The sequence below is a fragment of the Pseudomonas sp. JUb42 genome, from assembly GCF_024807945.1.
Lineage (GTDB): Bacteria > Pseudomonadota > Gammaproteobacteria > Pseudomonadales > Pseudomonadaceae > Aquipseudomonas.
This window is the reverse complement of sequence record NZ_JANUFD010000003.1, coordinates 252,212-277,302: the sequence shown is the minus strand read 5'-3', so window position 1 is coordinate 277,302 and position 25,091 is coordinate 252,212. Positions and strand designations below refer to the sequence as shown.

The 25,091-nt window shown below is 60.3% G+C and carries 25 protein-coding genes and 1 pseudogene; 14 read left to right on the top strand and 12 right to left on the bottom strand.

Annotated features, from left to right (window positions below; translation table 11 throughout):
- Window positions 1-242 precede the first annotated feature (242 nt).
- Window positions 243-757: pseudogene (locus M2401_RS34425) on the top strand (disulfide bond formation protein B).
- 185 nt (window positions 758-942) lie between these two features.
- Window positions 943-1,404: a sigma D regulator gene (rsd, locus tag M2401_RS07820; protein ID WP_259101695.1), complete on the top strand. Its 462-nt coding sequence runs from the start codon at window positions 943-945 to the stop codon at window positions 1,402-1,404.
- 66 nt (window positions 1,405-1,470) lie between these two features.
- Here rsd and M2401_RS07815 read toward each other — a convergent pair whose 3' ends face one another.
- The gene (locus M2401_RS07815) at window positions 1,471-2,148 is read right to left on the bottom strand and encodes an FKBP-type peptidyl-prolyl cis-trans isomerase (protein ID WP_259101260.1); all 678 of its coding nucleotides are present in this window, start codon (window positions 2,146-2,148) and stop codon (window positions 1,471-1,473) included.
- Window positions 2,149-2,352: 204 nt separating this feature from the next.
- On the opposite strand from M2401_RS07815, the gene M2401_RS07810 reads away from it, so the two are divergent.
- Window positions 2,353-3,417, top strand: coding sequence for an AlgP family protein (locus M2401_RS07810; RefSeq protein WP_259101258.1), 1,065 nt, complete (start codon window positions 2,353-2,355; stop codon window positions 3,415-3,417).
- Window positions 3,418-3,426: 9 nt separating this feature from the next.
- On the opposite strand, the gene M2401_RS07805 is transcribed toward M2401_RS07810, so the two are convergent.
- Window positions 3,427-3,885, bottom strand: a complete 459-nt coding sequence (locus M2401_RS07805) for a TIGR02444 family protein (protein ID WP_259101255.1) — start codon at window positions 3,883-3,885, stop codon at window positions 3,427-3,429.
- A 46-nt stretch (window positions 3,886-3,931) separates the two neighbouring features.
- On the opposite strand from M2401_RS07805, the gene M2401_RS07800 reads away from it, so the two are divergent.
- The 3 genes from M2401_RS07800 to M2401_RS07790 all read left to right on the top strand — a co-directional run bounded on the left by M2401_RS07800 (window position 3,932) and on the right by M2401_RS07790 (window position 7,159).
- Window positions 3,932-5,845 carry an ATP-binding cassette domain-containing protein gene (locus M2401_RS07800; protein WP_259101253.1) on the top strand — a complete coding sequence of 638 codons (1,914 nt, stop codon included), beginning with the start codon at window positions 3,932-3,934 and terminating at the stop codon, window positions 5,843-5,845.
- Between the two features lie 13 nt (window positions 5,846-5,858).
- A complete protein-coding gene (locus M2401_RS07795) occupies window positions 5,859-6,449 on the top strand; it encodes a mechanosensitive ion channel family protein (RefSeq protein ID WP_259101250.1) in 591 nt (196 codons plus the stop codon).
- Window positions 6,450-6,532: 83 nt separating this feature from the next.
- The gene (locus tag M2401_RS07790; protein WP_259101248.1) at window positions 6,533-7,159 is read left to right on the top strand and encodes a LysE family transporter; all 627 of its coding nucleotides are present in this window, start codon (window positions 6,533-6,535) and stop codon (window positions 7,157-7,159) included.
- A gap of 165 nt (window positions 7,160-7,324) precedes the next feature.
- Here the strand turns inward: M2401_RS07790 and M2401_RS07785 are convergent, their stop codons facing one another.
- Genes M2401_RS07785 through M2401_RS07770 form a run of 4 tightly spaced genes read right to left on the bottom strand, consistent with a single transcriptional unit; the run spans window position 7,325 to window position 10,559 of the window.
- A complete protein-coding gene (locus M2401_RS07785; RefSeq protein WP_259101245.1) occupies window positions 7,325-8,068 on the bottom strand; it encodes a penicillin-binding protein activator LpoB in 744 nt (247 codons plus the stop codon).
- A 3-nt stretch (window positions 8,069-8,071) separates the two neighbouring features.
- Window positions 8,072-8,662 carry a penicillin-binding protein activator LpoB gene (gene lpoB, locus M2401_RS07780; RefSeq protein ID WP_409033886.1) on the bottom strand — a complete coding sequence of 197 codons (591 nt, stop codon included), beginning with the start codon at window positions 8,660-8,662 and terminating at the stop codon, window positions 8,072-8,074.
- 38 nt (window positions 8,663-8,700) lie between these two features.
- Complete coding sequence (locus M2401_RS07775; protein WP_259101242.1) at window positions 8,701-9,072, bottom strand: YcfL family protein; 372 nt, start codon at window positions 9,070-9,072, stop codon at window positions 8,701-8,703.
- Window positions 9,073-9,086: 14 nt separating this feature from the next.
- Window positions 9,087-10,559: a COG3014 family protein gene (locus M2401_RS07770; protein WP_259101240.1), complete on the bottom strand. Its 1,473-nt coding sequence runs from the start codon at window positions 10,557-10,559 to the stop codon at window positions 9,087-9,089.
- Between the two features lie 26 nt (window positions 10,560-10,585).
- On the opposite strand from M2401_RS07770, the gene M2401_RS07765 reads away from it, so the two are divergent.
- Window positions 10,586-10,963, top strand: a complete 378-nt coding sequence (locus tag M2401_RS07765) for a hypothetical protein (RefSeq protein WP_259101239.1) — start codon at window positions 10,586-10,588, stop codon at window positions 10,961-10,963.
- A gap of 2 nt (window positions 10,964-10,965) precedes the next feature.
- A complete protein-coding gene (locus M2401_RS07760; protein WP_259101691.1) occupies window positions 10,966-11,430 on the top strand; it encodes a YaiI/YqxD family protein in 465 nt (154 codons plus the stop codon).
- Between the two features lie 24 nt (window positions 11,431-11,454).
- On the opposite strand, the gene M2401_RS07755 is transcribed toward M2401_RS07760, so the two are convergent.
- Window positions 11,455-12,099, bottom strand: a complete 645-nt coding sequence (locus tag M2401_RS07755; protein WP_259101237.1) for a DedA family protein — start codon at window positions 12,097-12,099, stop codon at window positions 11,455-11,457.
- Between the two features lie 264 nt (window positions 12,100-12,363).
- On the opposite strand from M2401_RS07755, the gene hemB reads away from it, so the two are divergent.
- A complete protein-coding gene (gene hemB / locus M2401_RS07750) occupies window positions 12,364-13,371 on the top strand; it encodes a porphobilinogen synthase (protein WP_259101236.1) in 1,008 nt (335 codons plus the stop codon).
- 18 nt (window positions 13,372-13,389) lie between these two features.
- Window positions 13,390-15,612, top strand: a complete 2,223-nt coding sequence (gene ppk1, locus M2401_RS07745) for a polyphosphate kinase 1 (protein ID WP_259101234.1) — start codon at window positions 13,390-13,392, stop codon at window positions 15,610-15,612.
- Here the strand turns inward: ppk1 and ppx are convergent.
- From ppx to M2401_RS07720, 5 genes are all read right to left on the bottom strand, one after another.
- Complete coding sequence (gene ppx, locus M2401_RS07740) at window positions 15,599-17,101, bottom strand: exopolyphosphatase (protein WP_259101232.1); 1,503 nt, start codon at window positions 17,099-17,101, stop codon at window positions 15,599-15,601. The genes ppk1 and ppx overlap by 14 nt on opposite strands.
- Window positions 17,102-17,193: 92 nt before the next feature.
- A complete protein-coding gene (locus M2401_RS07735; protein ID WP_259101231.1) occupies window positions 17,194-17,925 on the bottom strand; it encodes an amino acid ABC transporter ATP-binding protein in 732 nt (243 codons plus the stop codon).
- Entirely contained in the window at window positions 17,912-18,562 is a 651-nt protein-coding gene (locus M2401_RS07730) for an amino acid ABC transporter permease (RefSeq protein WP_259101688.1), read from the bottom strand. The genes M2401_RS07735 and M2401_RS07730 overlap by 14 nt, the downstream gene beginning before the upstream one ends.
- Complete coding sequence (locus M2401_RS07725) at window positions 18,559-19,224, bottom strand: amino acid ABC transporter permease (protein ID WP_259101229.1); 666 nt, start codon at window positions 19,222-19,224, stop codon at window positions 18,559-18,561. The genes M2401_RS07730 and M2401_RS07725 overlap by 4 nt, the downstream gene beginning before the upstream one ends.
- Window positions 19,225-19,260: 36 nt before the next feature.
- Window positions 19,261-20,046 carry a transporter substrate-binding domain-containing protein gene (locus M2401_RS07720; RefSeq protein WP_259101228.1) on the bottom strand — a complete coding sequence of 262 codons (786 nt, stop codon included), beginning with the start codon at window positions 20,044-20,046 and terminating at the stop codon, window positions 19,261-19,263.
- 313 nt (window positions 20,047-20,359) lie between these two features.
- Here M2401_RS07720 and M2401_RS07715 point away from each other — a divergent pair, with 313 nt between their 5' ends.
- From M2401_RS07715 to M2401_RS07700, 4 genes are all read left to right on the top strand, one after another.
- Window positions 20,360-21,064: a FadR/GntR family transcriptional regulator gene (locus M2401_RS07715; RefSeq protein ID WP_259101225.1), complete on the top strand. Its 705-nt coding sequence runs from the start codon at window positions 20,360-20,362 to the stop codon at window positions 21,062-21,064.
- A gap of 121 nt (window positions 21,065-21,185) precedes the next feature.
- The gene (gene trxA, locus M2401_RS07710) at window positions 21,186-21,515 is read left to right on the top strand and encodes a thioredoxin TrxA (protein WP_081564805.1); all 330 of its coding nucleotides are present in this window, start codon (window positions 21,186-21,188) and stop codon (window positions 21,513-21,515) included.
- 233 nt (window positions 21,516-21,748) lie between these two features.
- A complete protein-coding gene (gene rho, locus M2401_RS07705) occupies window positions 21,749-23,008 on the top strand; it encodes a transcription termination factor Rho (protein ID WP_259101221.1) in 1,260 nt (419 codons plus the stop codon).
- Window positions 23,009-23,094: 86 nt separating this feature from the next.
- Window positions 23,095-25,050 (top strand): acyltransferase family protein, encoded by a 1,956-nt coding sequence (locus tag M2401_RS07700; RefSeq protein ID WP_259101219.1) that lies wholly within the window; start codon window positions 23,095-23,097, stop codon window positions 25,048-25,050.
- Window positions 25,051-25,091: the final 41 nt, after the last annotated feature.

Genomic DNA, 25,091 nt, shown 5'->3' with positions numbered 1-25,091 from the left:
ACATTTCTGTCGCCGGCCATATCATCTTCCCGGCTAAAGCCGGTCCCACAAAGGCCCGCCTTGTAGGAATATTCTCTGAGTTTTTATGTTTCGAGATTATTCCTGCAAGCATTGGTAAAAAATCGCACTTACAAGTCCGCAAACACCCATCGGATTAAGGAAATATCCCTACTTCGGCGCCTTGAAAGGGCTACGGGCTTTCCTCTACCGTAACTGCCTTCGTTTTTTGTTACGGATCTGCCATGCCTCTGGCCCACCTGCGCTTCCTGTTCCTCCTGGCGTTCATCGCATGTGCATCGATCCTTGGCGCAGCCATTTACCTGCAACAAGCCTTTCTTCTTGACCCCTGCCTGATGTGCTCAGCGCAGCGCCTGGTCATGCTTGCCTGCGCAATCATCTGCCTGTGGGTGGCGATCCATGGGCCCGGCGTAGTTGCCGGGCGCTTTTACAGCGCGCTGCTCCTGCTGACGGCGTTGAGTGGCTGCATCGCGGCGGGGACCCAGGTCTGGCTGCAAACCGCCTCGATGGACGCTCTGTGCCGCTCATGGCTGTGGTAGAGCGCATTCTCTACGCCCTTCATCTGTTCCAGGAGATCGACCCGTTGCGGGCCAAAGTGCTTGCTTGTGCCGAGATCAACTGGTCACTGTTCGGCTTCAGTATTCCGGAGTGGAGCCTGCTGGCGTTCTGCACCGTGGGTCTGTTTGCACTATGGGCGCTGTGCAGGGGCTGGCGACGCTTTTCGACCGCCGAGGATTAAACACTTGTATGAACTTTCTCTCCTGCGTACCTTGAAGGGGTTGTCATGCGGGCATAATCTGGGCCGCATGAATCACTGGAACGATGTCGCATCTGCTGCGTTATCAGGCCCCTCTCTTGCACAGAGTTGATTCCTGTCTTGAGGCCGGCGCAGAGCGCATACCCCATAAGGGAAGAGAGAAGATCATGCTGGAAAGTTGTCGGAATGCTCAGGAACGCTGGGGTGGTGTCCACCTGCTGATTGATCGTTGGCTGCAGGATCGCACCAAGCTGATCAATACCTACGACGAGTTGGGTGCAAAGGCGCCGGAGCGCGCTGCATTGCAGAAGCTCTGTCAGGCCTTGCTTGATTACGTTTCGGCCGGGCACTTCGAAATTTACGAGCAGCTCAACAGCGAGGCCAAGGCTTTCAATGATGAACGCGGCCTTGAACTGGCCAAAACCATTTACCCGCGCATTGAAGCACTGACCGAGTCGGCGCTGGCTTTCAATGATCATTGCGACAAGGGTGATTGCTCGGATAGCGCACAGGTTGCAGAGAAGCTCAAAAAGCTCGGCAGCCAACTGCACGAGCGCTTCGAGCTGGAAGATTGCCTGATCGAAGTGCTGCATAACGCCCATCAAGAGCAAAATACGGCTCAGGCCTGATTACACTGATGGAGGTAGACAAAGGGGTGCTGAAGGCGCCCCTTTTTCATGCCTGGCGCAAAGCTTTTACTGCCCGACGGCCAACAACTCGATTTCAAAAACCAGCGGGGTGTAAGGGTCGATCAGGTCGCCCGCACCCTCAGCGCCATAAGCCTGCGCCGACGGGATCACCAAACGCCATTTAGCCCCGACCGGCATGCTTTCAAGCGCCGTGGTCCACCCACTGATCACGCTGTCGACACGAAACCATTGCGGCTGGCTGCTCTGATCGAAGACGGTGCCGTCGGGCAGATGCCCCACGTAATTGACCTGCACCCGGCTGTTGATCGTCGGCTTGGCCCCGGTGCCGGCCTTGAGCTCAGTCATCAGGATACCGTCAGCCAGCTCCTTGACCCCCGGCTTGGCCTTTTCCGCGTCCATGAACTTGTGCTCGACCGCCAGAGCCGCTTCACTCTGCGGCTCGGGATCACCGCTGGCCTCGGCCTGCGCCACGGCGGCGTCATGATCGGCGAGGATCTGGTCCATGCGCTCTTTCTTCAGCGCCAGCGGCTTGCCCTTGTAGGCCTGCTGCAAGCCATCGACCAACGCCTTGAGATCCAGATCCGGAACCTCCTGGTGCAGGCGCTCACCGAGGCTTGCCCCCAGGCTGTAAGCGAGGTCATGGGCATCAGTGGAAGGTTCTGGCTCAGCGGCTTGAGCCAGCGGCAGCAAGAGGAACAAAGACGTTAACAGGTAGCGCGACATACATGCTCTCCGACCCGGGAAGGCAGCGATTATGCCAGTGCGGGCGCATGTGTGTGATGAAGTTACAAAGGAAATTAAGCTCAGGCCTTCAAGTATTTACCTCAACGTGCAACAGGTACGGGAAGACGCTGTCAACATGCGCTAGCGGCACTGCAATCAGAGGGCTAGTATGGGCCGCAATTTCAGTCAGTCAGGAGGTAAACCATGTCGGCCAAGAAGAAGACCGTAAACACGCCGTTGCATTTGCTCCAACAACTATCGGGCAGCCTGCTCGAGCATCTCGAAAGTGCCTGCTCGCAAGCTCTGACTGATGCAGAAAAACTGCTCGCCAAACTCGAAAAACAACGCGTCAAAGCGCAGGAAAAACTGCACAAGTCGCGCACCAAGCTGCAAGCCGCTGCCACCGCTGGCAAGGCCAAGGCCCAGGACAAAGCCAAGAGCGGCGTTGCCGAGCTTGAAGGCCTGCTTGACGCCCTGAAAGATCGCCAGACCGAAACCCGCGCCTACATCCTGCAACTCAAGCGCGACGCTCAGGAAAGCCTGAAGCTGGCCCAGGGTGTTGGCCGCGTTAAAGAGGCCGTTGGTAAGCTGCTGATCGATCGCGCTGCCAAGCCTGCCGCCAAGCCAGCAGCCAAAGCTGTTGCTGCCAAGGCACCGGTCGCGGCCAAAGCGCCTGCCAAGGCACCGGCTAAAGCCCCTGTCAAAGCTGCAGCCAGCAAGGCTGCACCTGCGGCCAAACCGGCTGCTGCCAAGCCGGCTGCTAAACCAGTTGCCGCAAAACCGGCCGCCAAGCCAGCTGCTAAAACCGCAGCGGCAAAACCTGCCGCCGCCAAACCTGCTGCCAAGCCGGTTGCCGCCAAAGCACCTGCCAAGCCAGCAGCCAAACCTGCCGCTGCCAAGGCCGCAGCAGCAAAAGCTCCGGCCGCTGCCGCCGCCAAGCCAGCCGCTGCAAAAGCACCAGTGAAAGCTGTTGCCAAGCCAGCAGCCGTCAAGGCGCCTGCCAAACCTGCAGCAGCCAAACCAGCCGCTAAACCTGCCGCTGCAAAACCGGCGGCTAAACCTGCTGCCAAGCCAGTATCCGCAAAACCGGCCACAACAGCAGCTGCTAAACCAGCAGCAAAACCTGCTGCCGTCAAACCAGTAGCCAAGCCGGCCGCTGCCAAACCGGCCACTACTGCGTCTGCTGCAACAACAGCTCCAGCTGCACCAGTGGCAACAACCGCTCCTGCTGCACCTGCAACCAGCTCGACAACGCCAAGCGCTTCCTAAGCGTCAAGCCTAGTCCGCCGCGACGCGCAATTTATTCAGCGCGTCGCGGCTCAGGCCTCCTGCCTCACCCGCCAACGCCGTCAGCCATTGATGTTCGCCCCTAGTGATCTGCACCGGCCAGTCCTGCGCCAGCATTTCCAGGCGCGTCAGTAACTCGCGCTCAGCCTTCAACTCCAACGCCTTGATCTCGTCACGCATGCCGCCCAGCGTCGCATCGCTGCTCGCCGCTGCCCGCCAATTCGTGCGCAGTTGACGCAGGGGCTGCACGACCGCCTCGTCCCACGGCCCGGCCAACTCGACGATCTGCTGTGTCCGGGAAGCCTCCCAAACCACGCCGCGCTTATCCAGCCAGATTCCCAGCAACAGCAGGCAGACATTGCCGCCACGGGCCTGCAAGTCCAGGCAGGCCTGCTCGATTCCGGGTCGGGCATAGAAATCGAGGGTGAAACTCCACAGGTCAGAAGGCATAGTGATCCACTTGTTCGGGACGAAGCTGGTAGACTCCGCCGCCATTATGATTCGACTTCAAAGCCTTACCTTACAGCGTGGTCCGCAACGTCTGCTAGAAGACGCCGAGCTGACCCTGCACGCCGGCCAGAAAGCCGGCCTGATCGGTGCCAATGGCGCCGGTAAATCCAGCCTGTTCGCCTTGCTGCGGGGTGAACTGACCCCCGATGGCGGCGACTGTCTGCTGCCTGCCGACTGGCGCATCGCCCATATGCGCCAGGAGGTAGACACCCTGGAGCGCCTGGCCGTGGACTATGTCCTGGACGGCGACCTGCGTTTGCGTCAGGTGCAGCGCGAGCTGGCCGACGCCGAAGCATCCGGGGACGGTGCCGCCCAGGCGCGCATGCATGCCGAACTGGACAGTGCTGACGGTTACACCGCCGACGCCCGGGCGCGCAAACTGTTGGCCGGACTGGGGTTCACCAACGAACAAATGGAACGTCAAGTCGCAGATTTCTCCGGTGGCTGGCGGATGCGTCTGAACCTGGCGCAAGCCTTGATGTGCCCATCGGACCTGCTGCTGCTCGACGAACCGACCAACCACTTGGACCTGGACGCCATTCTCTGGCTCGAAGACTGGCTCAAGAGCTACCCCGGCACTCTGCTGCTGATTTCCCACGACCGGGATTTCCTCGACGCCGTGGTTGATCACGTCGCCCATGTCGAACAGCGCAAGATCACGCTTTATCGCGGCGGCTACAGCGCCTTTGAGCGCGCCCGCGCCGAACGCCTGGCCCAGCAGCAACAAGCTTACGAGAAGCAGCAGGCGCAACGCGCGCACATGGAGAAATTCATTACGCGCTTCAAGGCCCAGGCCACCAAGGCCAAGCAGGCCCAGAGCCGGATTAAGGCGCTGGAGCGCATGGAGGAGCTATCGGCTGCCCATGTCGACTCACCGTTCGACTTCACCTTCCGCGAGTCCGACAAGATCTCCAGCCCCTTGCTGGACCTGTCCGACGCCCGCCTGGGTTATGGCGACAAGACCATCCTGGAGAAGGTCAAACTACAGCTCACTCCCGGTGCGCGCATCGGTTTGCTCGGGCCCAACGGCGCCGGTAAATCGACCCTGATCAAGAACCTGGCCGGTGAACTCGAGCCCCTGAGCGGTCGCCTGGCTCGCGGTGAAAACACCGTGGTCGGCTACTTCGCCCAGCATCAGCTCGACTCCCTCGACGCCAAGGCCAGCCCGCTGCTGCACCTGCAACGCATCGCGCCGACCGAGCGTGAACAGACCCTACGCGACTTCCTCGGCGGCTTCGACTTCCGTGGCGCGCGCCTGGATGAGCCGGTGCTGAATTTCTCCGGCGGCGAAAAGGCTCGTCTGGCCCTGGCCCTGATTGCCTGGGACAAGCCCAACCTGTTGCTGCTCGACGAACCGACCAACCACCTGGATCTGGAGATGCGCCTGGCCCTGACCATGGCCTTGCAAGAGTTCAGCGGCGCGGTATTGGTGGTCTCCCACGATCGTCACTTGCTCAAGAGCACCACCGACGACTTCCTGCTGGTGGCCGACGGTCGCGTTCAGGAGTTCGACGGTGATCTGGAAGACTACGCCCGCTGGCTTGCCGACTACCGTCTGCGCAACGCCCCGGCCAGCAACACACCGGTCAATGCCGACAAGACCGACAAGAAGGCCCAGCGCCAACAGGCCGCGGCCTTGCGCCAGCAATTGGCGCCGCACAAGCGCGAAGCCGACAAGCTGGAGCGCGACCTTGGCACCTTGCACGAGAAGCTGGCCAAGGTCGAAGCGGCCCTGGGTGACAGCGACATCTACGAGGCGGCGAACAAGGACAAGCTGCGTGACATGCTCGCCGAGCAGGCCAAGCTGAAGGTTCGCGAAAGCGAGCTCGAAGAGGCCTGGATGGAAGCTCTGGAGGTGCTGGAGTCGATGCAGGCCGAGCTGGAAGCCCTGTCGTCGTAATTCAGGAGTGGTAATGGAGTTTTTCGGAGTAAACCTGCCTGCCCACTGGATCGAACCGATCTGGCTGGGCCTGCAAATCCTCTTGATCCTGCTGGCCGGTTACCTGGCGCAACGGTTGGTGGCGCGTTTCCTCAACAACCTGGGAGAGCGTTATCCGTTGCCACCCGAGTTGTTGATTCCGGTACGCGGCGGCTTGCGCTGGCTGATCATGGGCAGCGCCTTCGTGATCGTGCTGGGACGGCTCGGGGTCTCGGCCACCGTGTTGTGGACGGCCCTGTCGGGCTTTGTCGCCGTTGCTGCGGTGGCGTTCTTCGCCATGTGGAGCGTGCTGTCCAACCTGCTGTGTGCGGTGCTGATCTTCACCATCGGGCCGTTTCGCATCGGCGATGTTGTGGAGCTGATCGACACCCTCGACAAGCCAGGCGTCAAAGGCCGGGTCACGGCGATCAACCTGATGTTCACCACACTGATCGAACCGCCGGAAAACGGCGGTGCGCTGGTACAGGTGCCCAACAGTCAGTTCTTCCAGAAGTCGGTGCGGCGTTGGCGTGGCAGTGATGCCATGCCCCTGACCTCGCTGATCGACAAGCCACGAGATTCCTGAGTCAGCCGCGCCGCAGAAATCAATGGTCATTTTTTGCAACACCCATTAGCTTAACGGGTACTCCATTCTGCCTGAGGTGTGTGATGTCACTGGAAACGTGGCTGGCGTTTTTTGCCGCTTGTTGGGTTATCAGCCTGTCGCCGGGGGCGGGCGCGATTGCGTCCATGTCCAGCGGTCTGCAATACGGCTTCTGGCGTGGTTACTGGAATGCTCTGGGCCTGCAACTGGCGCTGATCCTGCAAATCGCGATCATCGCCGCCGGCCTTGGCGCCGTTCTGGCTACCTCGGCCACCGCCTTTACCCTGATCAAATGGTTCGGCGTGGCTTACCTGGTCTATCTGGGCGTGAAGCAATGGCGGGCCCTGCCCAGCGATCTCTCCGACGACGCGACACCGCGCCCCATCGGCAAGCCGTTGAGCCTGGTATTCCGTGGTTTTCTGGTGAACATCAGCAACCCCAAGGCGCTGGTGTTCATGCTGGCAATCCTGCCGCAGTTCATAGACCCTAACGCGCCGCTGCTGGCGCAATACCTGATCATCGGCGCGACCATGGTGGCGGTGGACCTGACGGTGATGGCGGGCTATACCGGGCTGGCATCGAAGGTGCTGCGGGCATTGAAGACGCCGAAGCAGCAGCGCCGCATGAACCGCACCTTTGCCGGACTGTTTGTCAGCGCGGCGGCGTTCCTGGCGACATTGCATCGGGCTTGATATAGGGAGAGGGGATGTTGGAGCGAGTTACAGAGGCGATTGTGGGAGCGAATTCATTCGCGAAGGCTGACTTATAGACGGTACAAGTACGTCGAATGTACTAGCCTCTTCGCGAATGAATTCGCTCCCACAGGATTCACTCTACATAACCAAGCCAAGCGAGACTCAACGCAGAATACGTGGTGCCTCATCAGGCGGCAGGTTGTTGCGTTGCATCGGCTGCGGCTGGTCGTACGGCACTTCACCGCGCAATTGCAGGCGCAACTGGCCTGCCACGTCTTCGCCGATCGACTTCGACACGTCACGCACCACACGCCCGCGGTTGAGCGAGACATGCACGTCGCGGCCGTTGACCAGCTTGGTGTCCTGGCCTTCGCCCGTCGCCGTGAACGCCGAGGTGATCTCGAACGTACGGGTATTGATCAGGCTGAAGTCTGCGACCAGGGTCAGGCTCAAGATGGCCGAGTAGCTGTCGGTATTGGCCAGCTCGTTCATGTCCTGATTGAAGTCGATATCCGACACCGTCCCGAACAGCACATAGTCAGCGCCCTTGAAGCTGCCGTTCTTGATCCGCTTGATGACGTCGTAGACGTCCTCGGTGGACTTGGCCGTGTAAGGCGTGCCCTGGACCAGCTGGAACATCCCGGTACGCAGAATCTCGCCCTTGATGTCGCCCGTGAATTTACGCAGTTCGCCCTGCTCGATATAGCTGCTGCGCTCCTCGTATTCGTTGTAGCTGCCCGAGGCGCTGGCGTTGTAGCGGTTGGCTTGCATATTCGTCTGGGCGGACACCGTGTGGATGTACTGCTCCACACGCTGCTGGAACGCCAGGTCAGCCACTGCGACCTTAGGCGCGGCCTGCACGCCAAAGGCGCACATCAGGCCAAGGATACCGATCCATGCACGCATTGATTAACGCTCCGTGGTTTTGCGGATTTCTTTCTCGTCCATCCACTCAGCAATGCCGCTCTCGACGTCGATCAGCTGCAGGCTGAATTTGTAGAAGACGTCCTTGTAGTCGCTGCTGCGCTTGACGATGGAGCTGATGGAACCTTCGATGCGGTATTTGGCCGCCAGCATGTTGCCGGTCTTGCTGACCGTGGATTTCTTGTACAGGCCGCTCTGGTTCTGCAGCTTGAGCTGGTCGACCTGGCTCTGCATGTCGGTGTTGTCACTGGCGAAGCGGGCAGTGCCGGTCTTCATCAGCTGGGTCTTGATCGACGTGGTGATTTCGCGGGTATCGATGTACTCGCTGGTCTTGTTCTTCACGTCGTAGACCTGCACCACCGGACGGCCTTGCAGGACGCCGGACTGCGCCAGGGAGCGGGTCATGCTCTCGGCAATCATCTGCAGGTCGGTGGAACCGAACTCGTTGGTAACGGTTTCTACGGCCTTGGTGTCGCCGTAGCTGATGTTCTTGCTGCCCAGGGTCGGGGAGTTGTTAACGCAACCGGTAGCCAGCAGGGCCACAGCGGCAATGGAGCAGAGGCGGATAGACAACATATGCGGTTTCTCTTGAACTGATCGAAAGGGAAGACGGATCAAGGGGTTTTGACTTCAAGGCGGAAGTCAGTGGCCTTCGGCAGCGGCGCGATGGCGGACAGGAAGCTGGTCTGGGAGCCGTACAAAGTCACGCTCTTCCAGCTGTCCTCATCCCCTACCGGGAAACCGTCGTTGCCCAGCCAGGCGAAGCGATAGAACATGCTTTTGTTGCGGAAGCTGGTGTTGTGCAGCTCGACCTTGACGGTCATGAAGCCGTTCTCACGAGCGACGCGCATCGCACCGACTTCAATATTGTCCATGCTGCCCAGCGACACTACTTTGCTGGCTGCGCTGCCCGGTGCGGGTGGCGGCGGGGTGGCGCATCCGGCGAGCAGGGCCAAGGCCAGCGCGCCAAGCATCTTCATACGCATGCGGGTGTCTCCGTTCAAGGTTGTTTGGTAGCCACGGCTTGCGGCAGGGTCGATGGCACGACCTGGGCCATCAGGCCATCGGCATAGACCTGATTGCTGACGGCACGCAGGGCCACGACCTGATAAGGGCGGTCGATCTTGACCTTGACGTGGGTGCCGCCGGTGACCGACGGCAGCACAACGTCGTGCTCGCCCGGCTTCAGCCGCAGGCGCACAACCTGAGTGGTGTCCGGCAGGGTGCGCCAGGTACGGGTATCGGCGCCTTCGACGATGGCCGAGGTGATGCCCATGGCCAAGCCCGCGAGCGGGTTGACGTCATTGAGCTGCTTCTGCGCAACGCCACGGCTGATGGCGCGTACGGTGGTACGCACGATGATGCCTGGCATGTCGTCACGCAGGGCACGGCGCGACATGTCCGTGGTGCTGTTGAGCAGGGTCAGGTTAACCGGCGCGCCGTTGACGACGATCTGCGAGAAGCGCTGGGTCGAGGTATCCGGCTTGATCACCGGGAACGACAGGGCGGTGATCACAATGTTATTGGCGATTGGCAGCGGCAGCGGAATACGCACCGAGTCACGGGCCGGAGCAAAGCCGCTCTGCACCACGATCAGCACGTCACTGGTGCCTTCCGTGCTTGGCGCGGCCTCAACGACGGACTTGCTCTCCTTGCTGCCTTTTTTACCCTTACCGCCCTTGCTGGCGGGCACTTTACTGCCGCCGTCGTCCAGGTTCAGCAGGGCCTGATCGAGCAGAGGGGTGTTAGGACGCAGTTCGGCGGCCTGACGATAGCCCGGTGCGGCAAGGTCTTTTTCACCGAGGGCTTCATAGACGAAGCCGGACAGGTAATGGCTGAACGCGCTCTGATAGCTGTTTTTCAGGCCGACGACTTCCGGGGCATCGAGAGAGGCGACCGGATAGCCCTTGAGGTCCTTGAACTGAGTGGTAACGCCCTTTTCACGGGCCTCGTCTTCACTCTTGAGGTATTCCTTGTCGCGCAGATCGGCGATCACGGCCTCACGCTCGTGAGTCTTCTTGATCTCGGTACGGGCACCGTCGAAATCGTTCTGGGCCAGCAGGTTCAGGGCCATCTGCGTGGTCAGCATGACTTTCTCGTAGTCATAGCCTTCGTAACGACGGACCTTGTCGTTGACCAGATAACTGCCGAACTGGGCGACGTACTTGTCGGTATCGAACTTGACCGACTCTTCCCACTTGAACACTACGTCATCAGCCGAGCGCCAGGCAGTCTGGCTGCCGGTCAGGTCGCCCTTGGCGCGCAGGATCTCGCCCTTCTCGAAGTAATAAAGAAGGTCCTTGTCGGCGCCGGTGTTGTTCTTTTCCAGGGTCAGCAGGGCGCCGTCGACGTTGCCGCCCGACAACTGCTGGTTGGTTTCCTTCAGCTCGGTGTCGTAACTGCGGAATGCGGAACAGCCGGCCAACTGCAGGGAAACGATCAGAGCAGCCGCGGTCAGGACACGAGAGGACATGGTGCGTTCAATCCTTAGAGAGAGTCATGACGCGCCGATTGAGAGGCCGTCATGCAAGTCCATTTGCCCCGGTAATGGGTTCCGGGTCGGATTCCTGCGAAGCAGAGCGGTTGCGACGCTTGCAGGAAGGCGGGGATTATAAACAGCAGAAATATGAAAACAATGGCCTTTTCGGCCCTATTTGCCAGCATGTGAATGAGATCACAGCCCTTTCGACGAGCGGTATTGAACCTTTTGCGCCCGCATTGCGGGTAATAAATATTGATATCTGCCTTGAGCGAGGCGGCCTTTCACATCGACAATGCAGGCCTTTGAAAATCCTGACCGAGCCTCCCATGTCACTGAGCTTGCGCTTACCAACCTGCCTGATCCCGGCGCCTTCCCTGTTCGGGTGCGAGGCATGAGCCTGCGCGTCTGGATAGATGCCGACGCCTGTCCCAAGGCCGCCAAGGACCAGGTGGTCAAATTTGCCCTCAAGCGCAAATTCGAGGTGGTGCTGGTAGCCGGCCAGGCCCAGATCAAGCCAGCCTTCAGTTGCGTGAAACTGATCGTGGTCCCGGCAGGACCCGATGCGGCCGACGACTATCTGGTGGAACAGGCCGTGCCCGGCGAGCTGGTGATTTGCAGTGATGTGCCGTTGGCGGACCGCCTGATCAAGAAAGGCGTGGCCGCCCTCGATCCACGCGGCAAGGAGTTCGATCCGCAGAACATGGGCGAGCGCCTGGCGGTGCGCAATCTGTTTACCGATCTGCGTGAGCAGGGCCAGATGGGAGGAGGCCAGGGGCCTTATGGCGAGCGGGAAAGGCAAGCATTTGCCAACGCCCTGGACCGGATTCTGACGCGGCTGGCGCGAGATTTTCCAGCGATCTGACAAAAAATGCCTGGATAATACAGCTCACTCGTCAGCCGGCTTCTTGATCTCGACCGGCACTTCCACCGGCACAGGCGTCGAACTGGCCTCTGCGGCTTCTGCAGCCTTGATACGCGCCGCACGGGCATTCTTGACACGCCGACGCAGCCACAGGGCAAGACCGAGCAGCAGCAGGCCGCCCAGGACCCATAGCTCGTATTTCTTGACGTTGCCCAGCAGGCCTTCCAGCACGGCGCCAAAGTGATAGGCCGCCGCCGCCAGTGCCGCCGCCCAGATCGCTGCACCGATGCCGTTTAGCAGCAGGTAGCGCCCCGGCGGATAGCCGGACAGGCCGATAGCCACGGGCATTACCGTGCGCAGGCCATAAACGAAGCGGAAGCTCAGGACCCAGATATCCGGGTGCTTGCGGATATGCTCCAGCGCCCGATCGCCCATGAGTTGCCAGCGCGGCTTGCGCGCGAGCAGTTTGCGGCCATGTCTGCGCCCCATGAAATACCAGAGCTGGTCACCGGCATAGCTCCCGAAGAAAGCCACGACCACGACCACATAGATATCCATGTAACCCCGGAACGCAAGGAATCCGGCAAGAACCAAAATGGTCTCGCCTTCAAAGAAGGTGCCGAGAAAGAGGGCAAAGTAACCAAATTCCTGCAAGAAATGTTGGAGCATTTTCTGGGTGCTGGCGAAATGAACGCGCAGCCTAACCCGCCAGTGTCATTGAGGAAAGTGTGGAGATGTGTCTCGACGTTAAAGTTTGTGACGAAGACAATGGCAACACCCTCTGAACATTATGTTTAGAGGTCCTGTGATACCCGTCTGAACCGCACAGCTGCGGCCTCGAGTCGCAGCCTGAGTCAGACTGTCACACATTAGTCATAATGGCGGCTTATAACTGTCGCGCTTGCCCGCGTATGCGGGCTCAGGAGTCTCGCCGTGAGCTTTACCCCCGCAAACCGCCTGTTTCCTCTCACTCGCCTGCGTCGTAACCGTCGCGACGATTTTTCCCGCCGACTGGTCCGTGAGAATGTTCTGACCGTCGACGACCTGATTCTTCCCGTTTTTGTACTCGATGGTGAAAACCAGCGCGAAAGCATCGCTTCGATGCCGGGTGTCGAACGTCTGAGTATCGATCTGCTGCTCAAGGAAGCCGAAGCCTGGGTTGCCCTGGGCATTCCGGCACTGGCCCTGTTCCCGGTCACCCCTGTGGAAAAGAAATCCCTGGACGGTGCCGAAGCCTGGAACCCGGACGGCATCGCCCAGCGCGCCACCCGCGCCCTGCGTGAGCGCTTCCCAGAGCTGGGCGTGATCACCGACGTCGCCCTCGACCCCTTCACCACTCACGGTCAGGACGGCATCCTCGACGACAGCGGCTATGTGCAGAACGACATCACCGTCGAAGCCCTGGTCAAGCAGGCACTGTCCCACGCTGAAGCCGGTGCCCAGGTCGTCGCCCCCTCGGACATGATGGACGGTCGCATCCAGGCCATCCGTGAAGCCCTGGAGCACGCCGGTCACGTCAATGTGCGGATCATGGCCTACTCGGCCAAGTACGCCAGCGCCTACTACGGCCCGTTCCGCGATGCGGTCGGCTCGGCATTGAATCTGGGCAAGGCCAACAAGGCCTCTTATCAGATGGATCCGGGCAACAGCAACGAAGCCCTGCATGAAGTGGCGGCGGACCTGGCCGAAGGCGCCGACATGGTCATGGTCAAGCCGGGCATGCCTTACCTGGACATCCTTTTCAGGGTCAAGGATGAATTCAAGGTCCCGACTTTTGTCTATCAAGTCAGTGGCGAGTACGCGATGCACATGGCCGCGATCCAGAACGGCTGGCTGAGCGAAGGGGTGATTCTCGAATCCCTTACCGCTTTCAAACGCGCAGGAGCTGATGGCATTCTCACGTACTTTGCCGTCCGCGCTGCTCAACTGTTAAAAGGGTAACCACCCCCAGGATTATTCATGAATACCGAAGGACTCACCCAGGCCGCTGTCGAAGCAAAAGTCGAAGTCGACGCTCAGGAAGCTTTGCCAGTGGTCGAGCCAAGCATTGAGGTCATCCCGGCCATCGAGCCGCCCGTTGTGGCAGCTCCGGCCGTCGTCAGCCTCAATATCGACGACAGCAGCCTCTACATCCATCGTGAGCTGTCCCAGCTGCAATTCAACATTCGCGTGTTGGAACAGGCGCTGGACGAGTCGTATCCGCTGCTGGAGCGCTTGAAGTTCCTGCTGATCTTCTCCAGCAACCTGGATGAGTTCTTCGAAATTCGTGTCGCCGGTCTCAAGAAGCAGATCACTTTCGCCCGCGAACAGGCGGGAGCCGACGGCCTGCAGCCGCATCAGGCGCTGGCACGCATCAGCGAACTGGTCCACGGCCATGTGGACCGCCAATACGCCATTCTCAATGACATTCTCCTGCCTGAGCTGGAGAAGCATCAGATTCGCTTCATCCGTCGCCGCAGCTGGACGGTGAAGATCAAAACCTGGGTGCGCCGCTACTTCCGCGACGAAATTGCGCCGATCATCACCCCGATTGGCCTCGACCCGACGCACCCGTTCCCATTGCTGGTGAACAAGAGCCTGAACTTCATCGTCGAACTGGAAGGTATCGACGCCTTCGGTCGCGACTCGGGTCTGGCGATCATCCCGGCCCCGCGCCTGCTGCCGCGCATCATCAAGGTGCCGGAAGACGTAGGCGGCCCTGGCGACAACTATGTGTTCCTGTCGTCGATGATCCACGCCCACGCCGATGATCTGTTCCAGGGCATGAAGGTCAAGGGCTGCTATCAGTTCCGCCTGACCCGTAACGCCGACCTGGCACTGGACTCCGAAGACGTTGAAGACCTGGCCCGCGCCCTGCGCGGCGAGCTGTTCTCGCGGCGTTACGGCGACGCAGTGCGCCTGGAAGTGGCCGATACCTGTCCCAAACAGCTGTCGGACTACCTGCTCAAGCAGTTCAACCTGTCCGAAACCGAGCTGTATCAGGTCAACGGCCCGGTCAACCTGACTCGCCTGTTCAGCATCACTGGCCTGGACAGCCACCCGGAACTGCAATATCCGCCGTTCACTCCAGCAATCCCCAAGCTGTTGCAGAACAGCGACAACATTTTCAACGTGATCAAGAAGCAGGACATTCTGCTGCTGCATCCGTTTGAATCGTTCACCCCGGTGGTCGACCTGCTGCGCCAGGCGGCCAAAGACCCGCACGTTCTGGCTGTGCGCCAGACCCTGTATCGCAGCGGCGCCAACTCGGAAATCGTCGACGCTCTGGTCGATGCCGCGCGCAACGGTAAGGAAGTCACTGCGGTCATCGAGCTGCGCGCGCGTTTCGATGAAGAATCCAACCTGCAACTGGCCAGCCGCCTGCAGGCAGCGGGTGCGGTGGTGATCTACGGTGTGGTGGGCTTCAAAACCCACGCCAAGATGATGCTGATCCTGCGCCGCGAGGCCGGTGAGATCGTTCGTTATGCGCACTTGGGCACGGGTAACTACCACGCCGGCAACGCCCGTCTGTACACCGACTACAGCCTGCTGACCTCGGACGACGCCCTGTGCGAAGACCTGGGCAAGCTGTTCACCCAGCTGATCGGCATGGGCAAGACCCTGCGCATGAAGAAGCTGCTGCACGCGCCCTTCACGCTGAAGAAAGGCATGCTCGATATGATCGCCCGGGAGACCCAGTTCGCTCTCGAGGGCAAACCGGCCCATATCATCGCCAAGTTCAACTCACTGACCGATCCGAAGATCATCCGCGCGCTGTACAAGGCCAGCCAATCGGGCGTGCGTATCGATCTGGTGGTGCGCGGCATGTGCTGCCTGCGCCCAGGCATCGCCGGGGTCTCGCACAATATCCATGTGCGCTCGATCATCGGCCGCTTCCTGGAGCACACCCGGGTGTTCTACTTCCTCAATGGCGGCGAGGAGCAGATGTTCCTGTCCAGTGCCGACTGGATGGAGCGCAACCTCGACAAGCGCGTCGAGACCTGCTTCCCGGTCGAGGGCAAGAAACTGATTCTGCGGGTCAAGAAGGAGCTGGAAAGCTATCTGACGGACAACACCCACAGCTGGATTCTGCACTCAGACGGCCGCTACACCCGTAGCACGCCGACCGGCAACCAGAACCCGCGCAGTGCCCAGGCCACTCTCCTGGAGCGCCTGAGCATCCCCGTCCTCAGCGTACAGTAAGGACGATACCGACTCGGGTCAGCCACTCCGCTTCCAGCGCGAAGTCGGCCTGAGTCAGCTGGTTGTTTTCCAGCCAGCCATCCGGGAATTGAATGTCCAGCTGATTGCCGCTGGCGTTCAATACCGGCTGCGGCATTTCCTGGGTGCCACGGATGTGGTGGAACAGGATGGCAAAGCGCAGCAGCACGCACAGGCGAATCAGCTTGATGCCTTCATCGCCGAACTCGGCAAACTTGTCCTTGGGAATATTGCGCCGGTGGCCACGCACCAGCAGGGCCAGCATTTGCTGGTCTTCGCGGGAGAAGCCAGCCAGGTCTGAGTGCTCGATCAGGTAGGCGCCGTGCTTGTGGTAGTGATAGTGGGCGATATCCAGACCTACTTCGTGCACCTTCGCGGCCCAGCTCAATAGCTCGCGATACAGATCGTCTTCCAGATCCCAGGCACCGGCGACCTGCTCCAGTGCCAGCAGCGCCTTGCGCTCGACGCGGGCGGCCTGCTCCATATCGACGTGGTAACGCTCCATCAGCGAAGTCAGGGTGCGCTCACGCACGTCTTCGTGATGATGGCGACCCAGCAGGTCGTAGAGCACGCCTTCACGCAGGGCACCTTCGCAATGGTCCATGCGCTGCAGTTCCAGGGCATCGAAGATCGCTTCGAGAATCGCCAGGCCCGCCGGGAAGATCGAGCGGCGGTCAGGCTTGATGCCGTCGAAGTCGATCTTGTCGACGTCGCCCAGCTTGAACACCTTGCGCTTGAGCCAGGCCAGGCCTTCGGCGTTGACCTCGCCGGAGCCGTGACCGTTAGCCTTGAGGGCCAGGCCGATGGCGCGGATGGTGCCCGAGGAGCCGATCGCTTCATCCCACTTCAGGCGATGCAGCGCGTGCTCGATGCTCATGATCTCAAGGCGCGCAGCCGTGTAGGCCTGGGCATAGCGGGCAGGAGTGATCTTGCCGTCCTTGAAGTAGCGTTGGGTGAAGCTGACGCAACCCATTTGCAGGCTCTCGCGCAGCAACGGCTCGAAGCGCTGGCCAATGATGAATTCGGTACTGCCGCCGCCGATATCGGCCACCAGGCGTTTGCCGGGGGTATCGGCGAGGGTATGGGACACGCCAAGGTAGATCAGGCGCGCTTCTTCGCGGCCGGAAATGACTTCGACGGGGTGACCGAGGATTTCTTCGGCACGGCGGATGAACTCGCCACGGTTACGCGCTTCACGCAGGGCATTGGTACCGACGATACGCACGGCGCCCAGGGGCATACCGTTGATCAGTTGGGCAAAGCGCTTGAGGCAATCGAGGCCGCGCTGCATGGACTCTTCGCTGAGGCGCCGCTCGTCATCGATGCCCGCCGCCAGCTGAACCTTCTCGCCAAGGCGCTCCAAAATGCGGATTTCCCCGAGATTGGCCTTGGCAACAACCATATGGAAGCTGTTCGAGCCCAGGTCGATGGCGGCAATCAGGGAAAGATTCTTGGCGGTGGAATTCGGCATGGTCAGCAAATCTCGGTCGATAACCGCGCCATCCTGCCATGATCCATGCCTGCCGCCAACGCGAAGCGCGTCAGCGGCTGCGGGGTGAAGGGTTATTGCTCGGTGGAACCGATGAAATTTGCCAGCTCCGGGGTTCTCGGATTGGCCATCAACTCTTTCGGATCACCCACCTCATGCACCTTGCCCTGATGCATGAACACCAGTTTGTCGCCGACTTCGCGGGCAAAACGCATCTCGTGAGTCACCATGATCAGGGTCATGCCATCGGCGGCCAATTGCCGCACGACGCTAAGCACTTCATTGACCAGCTCAGGGTCGAGGGCCGAGGTGATTTCGTCGCACAACAATACCTTGGGTGACATGGCCAGCGCCCGGGCAATCGCCACGCGCTGTTGCTGGCCGCCGGACAGCCGGTCCGGGAAGGCATCGAATTTCTCGCTCAGGCCGACCCGCTCAAGCATGCGCCTGGCCAGCTTCGCCGCGTCAGGCCGGGAAACCTTCTGCACCACCTGCGGGGCCAGCATCACGTTCTCGCCGACGCTCAGGTGCGGAAACAGGTTGAACTGCTGGAACACCATGCCGACCTTCTGCCTGAGCGAGCGCAGATCGGCGCGGGCGGCGTCCAGATATTCGCCATCGACTTCGATGACGCCGTCGTTGATCGACTCCAGGCCGTTCAGTGTGCGCAGCAGGGTGCTTTTGCCCGAGCCGCTGCGGCCGATGATGGCCACGACCTGGCCTTCCTCGACCGAGAGGTCGATGCCTTTGAGAACGTGGTGATCGCCGTAGTATTTATGCAGGGCGGAAATTCTAAGCAGAGGCATGCAGTCTCCTTTCCAGGTAGCGGGCACTGAGCGACAAGGGGTAGCAAAGCAGGAAATAGCCCAGGGCAACGAAGCCGTAGACCATGAAAGGCTGAAAGGTGGCGTTGGCCAGCATGCTGCCGGTCTTGGTCAGCTCGGTGAAGCCGATGATCGAGGTCACCGCCGTACCCTTGACCACCTGCACCGAGAAGCCGACCGTTGGCGCCACCGCAATACGCAGGGCCTGAGGCAGGATCACATAGCGCAATTGTTCGAAGGGCGTCAGGGCCAGGCTGGCCGAGGCTTCCCACTGGCCATTGGCGATGGACTCGACGCAACCGCGCCAGATCTCCGCCAGATAGGCACTGGTGAACAGCGTCAACGCCAAAGCCGCAGCGACCCAAGGCGAAATATCGAAACCGATCAGCGCAACACCGAAGAACACCAGGAAAAGCTGCATCAGCAGTGGCGTACCCTGGAACAATTCGATGTACACCCGCGCCAGACGTCGTGGCAGGGCCTTTTCGGAAATCCGCGCGGTCATCACCGCAAGACCGATCAGCCCGCCGCCGATAAACGCGACCAGGGACAGCGCCAGGGTCCATTGCAGGCCTGTGAGCAGGTTGCGCACCACATCCCAAAGGGTGAAATCCATCAGCCTTTCCTCGATATGTAGCGACGCCCGATCCACGCCAGCAACTGGCGGATCAACAACGCCATGCACAGATAGATCAGCGTGGTAATGATGTAGGTTTCGAAGGCGCGGAAGTTGCGCGACTGGATGAAGTTGGCAAAGAAGCTCAACTCCTCAGTAGCAATCTGCGAGCACACCGCCGAGCCAAGCATGACGATGATGATCTGGCTGCTCAACGCCGGCCAGACCTTGCCCAGAGCCGGAATCAGCACCACGTAACGGAACGCTTCGAAGCGGTTCATCGCCAGGGCTGCTGCCGCTTCCAGCTGACCACGGGGGATGGCCTGGATACCGGCGCGAATAATCTCCGTCGAATAGGCCCCCAGGTTGACCACCATGGCCAGCACGGCCGCCTGCCATTCGGAGATCTGTACACCCAATGACGGCAGGCCGAAGAAGATAAAGAACAGCTGCACCAGGAACGGCGTGTTGCGGATCAGCTCGACATAGACCCCGAAAATCGCCGAGAACGGCTGAATCTTCCAGGCCCTGACGATGGCGCCGACGATGCCCAGGGCAACCCCGAGCACCGTACCGATGGCCGTCAGCTCCAGCGTGAACAAGGCCCCGCGCAATAACAGATCGGTGTTTTGCAGGACCGGTAGAAAGTCGAAGTGATAAGCCATTGGCAGTTCCCGGACGCGGTGATCAGAGCTGGGCGATCAAAGATCGGCTGGCAGAGGTTGCTTGAGCCAGGTCTGGGAGTTCTTCTCCAGCGCGCCGTCAGCCTTGGCACCGTTGAGGATCTCGTTGACCTTGGCGAGCAGCTCAGGCTGGCCCTTGTTCACACCGACGTAGACCGGCGAATCCTTGAGCTTCACTTTCAGCGCCGGGATGCGCTTGGGGTTCTTCTCGCTGATCGCAACCATCACCACGTTGCCGCTGGCGATCAGGTCGGTCTGGTTGGCCAGGTAAGCGGCGATGGTGGAGTTGTTGTCCTCGAAGCGCTTGATGGTGGCCTCTTTCGGCGCAACGGCGGTCAGCTCGATATCTTCGATAGCACCACGGGTCACGCTGATGGTTTTGCCTTTGAGATCGTCAACATTGGCGATGGCCGCTTCAGGCGGGCCAAACACCGCCAGATAGAACGGCGCGTAGGCGCGGGAGAAGTCGATGACCTTCTCGCGATCCGGGTTCTTGCCCAGGCTGGAGATGACCAGATCGACCTTGCCGGTGGTCAGGTAAGGGATGCGGTTGGTGCTGTTGACCGGAGTCAGCTCAAGCTTGACCTTGAGCTGGTCAGCCAGCAGCTGTGCAGTATCGATATCCAGACCGCGCGGCTTCATGTCCGGGCCGACCGAACCGAACGGCGGGAAGTCCTGAGGCACCGCGACCTTCAAGGTGCCACGCGCCGTGATGTCGTCCAGGCCATTGGCATGGGCAGGTGCCTGGCTGAGCATCAGGCTGGCAAACAGAGCAGAGAGCAGGGCGCTGTAACGCTTGGTCATAGGAAATCTCCGGTTCGTGCGAAAGAGGGTTCGTTGCGATATCCAGTGCAGTGCACAGCCCATGCCATTCATGGGCTTTTGCCAGCAATCATCACCTCTATGTAGGACCGGCTTAAGCCGGGAGGGCGATCTCCCGACTTAAGCTGGTTCTACGGAAGGTACCCGCACCTCCGACTGGTCAGACCAGTAAGACCTCAGGCGCACCGCTTTGGAGCGCCCAAAAGCCCCGGCGCGCCACGCCTGGGCGTCGCTTGCCGGATTGTTCGGATGTCTATAAAAGGAAGTTTTCCCGGACTGACCAGCCTGAACAGTTATGCCTCAGAATCCGATTGCAGTACCTGAAACAGCCTTCCGGGCAATCCGTAAATTGATTGTCGAGCAAGGCTATCAACCCGGCGACAGCCTGCCCTCGCAGCGGGATCTGGCGCTATTGCTGGGTGTCAGCCGCGCTTCACTGCGCGAAGCATTGTCGTCGCTGAGCGCCCTGGGCATGGTCAGCGTGCAGCCGGGCAAGGGCGTATTCGTCCAGTCGCTTTCTGAACCAGAACAGCGCAGCAGTGGATTTTCCTGGCCATTCGCCGCCCAGGCTTCACCGTCCGACACTTTTCAGCTGCGTTACGCTCTGGAAGGCTTCGCTGCCGGGCTGGCCGCCGTGACCCTGACCGCCGACGAACACGACATCCTGGAAGACAATGTCGAAGCCATGCGCCTGGAATTACGCGCCAGCGATTTCGAGGCCGCCGCGCGCCTGGACTTCGAATTCCACCGGCATATCCTCGTAGCCAGTGGCAATCAGGCCATTCTCGGGATCATCACGGCGGGTGCGGACATTTTTCTGGAAAGCCAGAAGCTACCGTTCATCCGCGCCGGCAGAGCCATGGAAACCTGGCAGGAGCACCGCAAGATCCTCCGTTCGCTAGGGCGACATGCCGCCGGGCCCGCGCAAAAAGCCATGCAGGAGCATATCCGCGGCGCAGCATTGCGCACCGGTATTGTCTTCACGGCACCGACTGGCTGAGCAGTGCCATAAGGCCACTTAAACGCAACCATAGTAAGGCTCAATGATCATCAGCTTCCTGTACAGGACGAGGCCCGCTATGATGGTGCACGTTTTTTAGCCTACGACCTCGGAGAATTTCATGAGTAGCGACCTGATCAAACACGTTAGCGATGCGAGCTTCGAAGCCGACGTCCTCAAGGCTTCCGGCCCTGTGCTGGTGGATTACTGGGCTGAGTGGTGCGGCCCATGCAAAATGATCGCGCCTGTGCTGGACGACATTGCCGGTACTTACGAAGGCAAACTGACCATCGCCAAGCTGAACATCGACGAGAACCAGGAAACCCCGGCCAAGCACGGCGTACGTGGTATCCCGACCCTGATGCTGTTCAAGGACGGCGAAGTCGCGGCCACCAAGGTCGGCGCCCTGTCGAAATCGCAGCTGCAAGCATTCCTGGATGCAAACATCTGATGATGCATAAAGCCCCGCAAATAGCGGGGTTTTTTTCGGGATTCGCACTAGACGTCCTGAAAATCAAGTGTTAAATTCGGCCCCGCAACGGTTTCTCCGCTGCCCCCTGCTAGCCGTCGCCGACGCTCTCCTTTCGATGCTTGTTCGCGATCCTTTCGCCTTCTCTGCGGCGCAGCCTCTTTAAGCTCCCAAAGCTTAATTTCTCCCTCCATACATGATTACGTCATTCCCATATGAATCTGACTGAACTCAAGCAAAAGCCGATTACCGATCTGCTCGAAATGGCCGAACAGATGGGCATAGAAAATATGGCCCGTTCGCGCAAGCAGGATGTGATTTTCTCCCTGCTGAAAAAGCACGCCAAAAGCGGCGAGGAAATTTCCGGTGATGGCGTGCTGGAGATCCTCCAGGACGGCTTCGGTTTCCTGCGCTCCGCAGACGCTTCCTATCTGGCCGGCCCTGACGATATCTACGTCTCGCCAAGCCAGATCCGTCGCTTCAACCTGCGTACGGGCGACACCATCGTTGGCAAGATCCGCCCTCCGAAGGAAGGCGAACGTTACTTCGCACTGTTGAAGGTCGACACGATCAACTTCGACCGTCCGGAAAACGCGAAGAACAAGATTCTGTTTGAAAACCTCACGCCACTGTTCCCGAACGTGCGCATGAAGATGGAAGCCGGCAACGGTTCCACCGAAGACCTCACCGGTCGTGTCATCGACCTGTGCGCCCCGATCGGCAAGGGCCAGCGTGGCCTGATCGTTGCTCCGCCAAAAGCGGGCAAGACCATCATGCTGCAAAACATCGCGGCTAACATCACGCGCAATAACCCGGAAGTTCACCTGATCGTGCTGCTGATCGATGAACGCCCGGAAGAAGTGACCGAAATGCAGCGCACCGTGCGCGGCGAAGTGGTTGCCTCGACGTTCGACGAGCCGCCAACCCGGCACGTACAGGTCGCCGAAATGGTGATCGAGAAGGCCAAGCGCCTGGTCGAGCACAAGAAAGACGTGGTCATCCTGCTTGACTCCATCACCCGCCTGGCCCGCGCCTACAACACCGTCATCCCGAGCTCCGGCAAGGTCCTGACCGGTGGTGTCGATGCCCACGCCCTGGAAAAACCAAAGCGTTTCTTCGGTGCGGCACGTAACATCGAAGAAGGCGGCTCGCTGACCATTATCGCCACCGCGCTGGTTGAAACCGGCTCGAAGATGGACGAAGTGATCTACGAAGAGTTCAAGGGTACCGGCAACATGGAGCTGCCTCTGGATCGCAAGATCGCCGAGAAGCGCGTTTTCCCGGCCATCAACATCAACCGCTCCGGCACTCGCCGCGAAGAGTTGCTGACTGCCGATGACGAGCTGCAGCGCATGTGGATCCTGCGCAAACTGCTGCACCCGATGGACGAGGTCGCTGCCATCGAGTTCCTGATCGATAAGCTCAAGCAGACCAAGACCAACGACGAGTTCTTCCTGTCGATGAAACGCAAGTAATCGGCTGAACCGCTCGATAAAAATGGTGTCCTTAGGGACACCATTTTTTTTGCGTTTCTTTTGGGACAGCACAGACAGGGAGTCCTATGCATACCTTTGGCAATCGGCGCGACATCGACGGTCTACGGGCGCTGGCGGTCATTCCCGTGGTGCTGTTCCACTTCGGCCTGGGCGGGGTGAGCGGCGGCTTTGTCGGCGTCGACGTATTCTTCGTCATCTCCGGCTATCTGATCACCGCCGTGATCTGCCGCGAAATCGCGGCAGGGCGCTTCAGTTTCGTCGACTTCTGGGCGCGCCGGGCGCGGCGCATCATTCCCGCCCTGAGCGTGGTCATTCTGGCGACTCTGGCCGCGGGCTGGCTGCTGCTCACGCCCCACGATTACTCGCAGCTGGGCCGGGCCGCGCGCTACCAGGCCATGTTTATCTCCAACATCCTGTTCATGCGCCAGGACAGCTATTTCAACCCCGCTTCGGACTTCAAACCGCTGCTGCACACCTGGTCACTGTCGGTGGAAGAGCAGTACTACATTTTCTTCCCGTTGCTGCTGGTGCTGCTCAGCCGCTATATGCGCCACTGGAGATGGCTGCTGTTCGGGCTGTTGCTGGTGTCGTTCGGGCTTAACGTCTGGGTGATCAAACGCGAACCGGATGCGGCGTTCTTCCTGTTGCCCATGCGCGCGTGGGAACTGCTGTGCGGAGCGATGCTGGCCATATTGCCGCCGCTACAACACAAACCCAAGCCGTGGGTCTTCGAAAGCGTCAGCCTGGCAGGCCTGTTGGCGGTGCTGTACGCCCTGTTCTTTTTCGATAGAGAAACCCTGTTCCCCGGCTGGGCGGCGCTATTTCCTGTGCTGGGCGCCACGGCGATGATCTGGGCCAACGGCCAGGCTGCGACCGTGGTTGGCCGCCTGCTCAGCCTACGCTGGCTGGTGGCGGTCGGGCTGATTTCCTATTCGCTGTACCTGTGGCACTGGCCGGTTTTCGTCTACGCCAATGCCATTTCGATCGACGGCATGCAGCCACTGGAAGCCTGGGCCTGGATCGCCCTCAGCGTCGCCCTGGCCTGCCTGACCTGGCGCTTCGTCGAACTGCCGTTCCGGGAAAAGCAGTTTTTCGTCAGCCAGCGTTCGATGCTCTCGGCAGGTCTGGTTTGCCTGTTGGTGTTGGGCTTGGCGGGCCAATGGGTTCGCTCCGTCGATGGCGTGCCCGAACGCCTGTCAGGTCAGGCCATGCGCTACGCCGAAGCCCGGGACTGGCAGCAAGGGCAAATGGACTGCCTGCTGCAGAAGGACAGCCCGGACCTGGACAAAATTTGCCGATTCGGCGGCGATGAAAACACCCCGCCCGTGCAACTGGTCTGGGGCGACAGCCATGCCGCCGCGCTGCTGCCCGCCATTCAGGCTGATGCCCGGCGCTATGGCATCGCCGTGTGGCTGGCGGCCCTGTCCGGTTGCCCGCCGATCCAGAGCCACGAAACCCGCGACCAATGCCAGGACTTCAACGCCCGGACTCTGGAAGCAGTCAAGCAACACAAGATTCATGACGTGATCCTCGCCGCGCGCTGGAGCTTGTACCTCTACGGCGAAGAGGATGGCGACCGCGAGCATGTGTTGTATCACCGTGACAACGTGCCTGACGCCGAACAGCAGGTAGCGCGCGATCTGACGCGCATGATTGCCGCCCTGCGTGCAGCCGGGGCGCGGGTATGGATTTTCAAGGAGGTGCCGCTGCAACGCCAGGGCACCGTAGCCCGCCTGAGCAGCCTGGCAATGGTCGGGCGCTCTGCCGAAGCCGTCGGGCGACCTTTGGCCGAGCATCAAGAGCGCCAGCATTTTCTCGCCACGCTATTCCATCGCCTCAGCGTACAGGACCCGCAGGTGCAGGTGCTCGACCCGGCGCCACTGCTGTGTCAGTCGGGTGTCTGTCGGGCCGAGTTCGACGGTTATTCGCAGTACATGGACGAAAATCACCTGTCGGATCAGGGCGGCGAGCGCATGAAGCCGCTGTTGGCCCCGATCTTCTTGAGCGAAAACGCCCGTTAGCACGCTCCAAGGATGGCGCCATGCTTCAGAGCAGGTAGGAT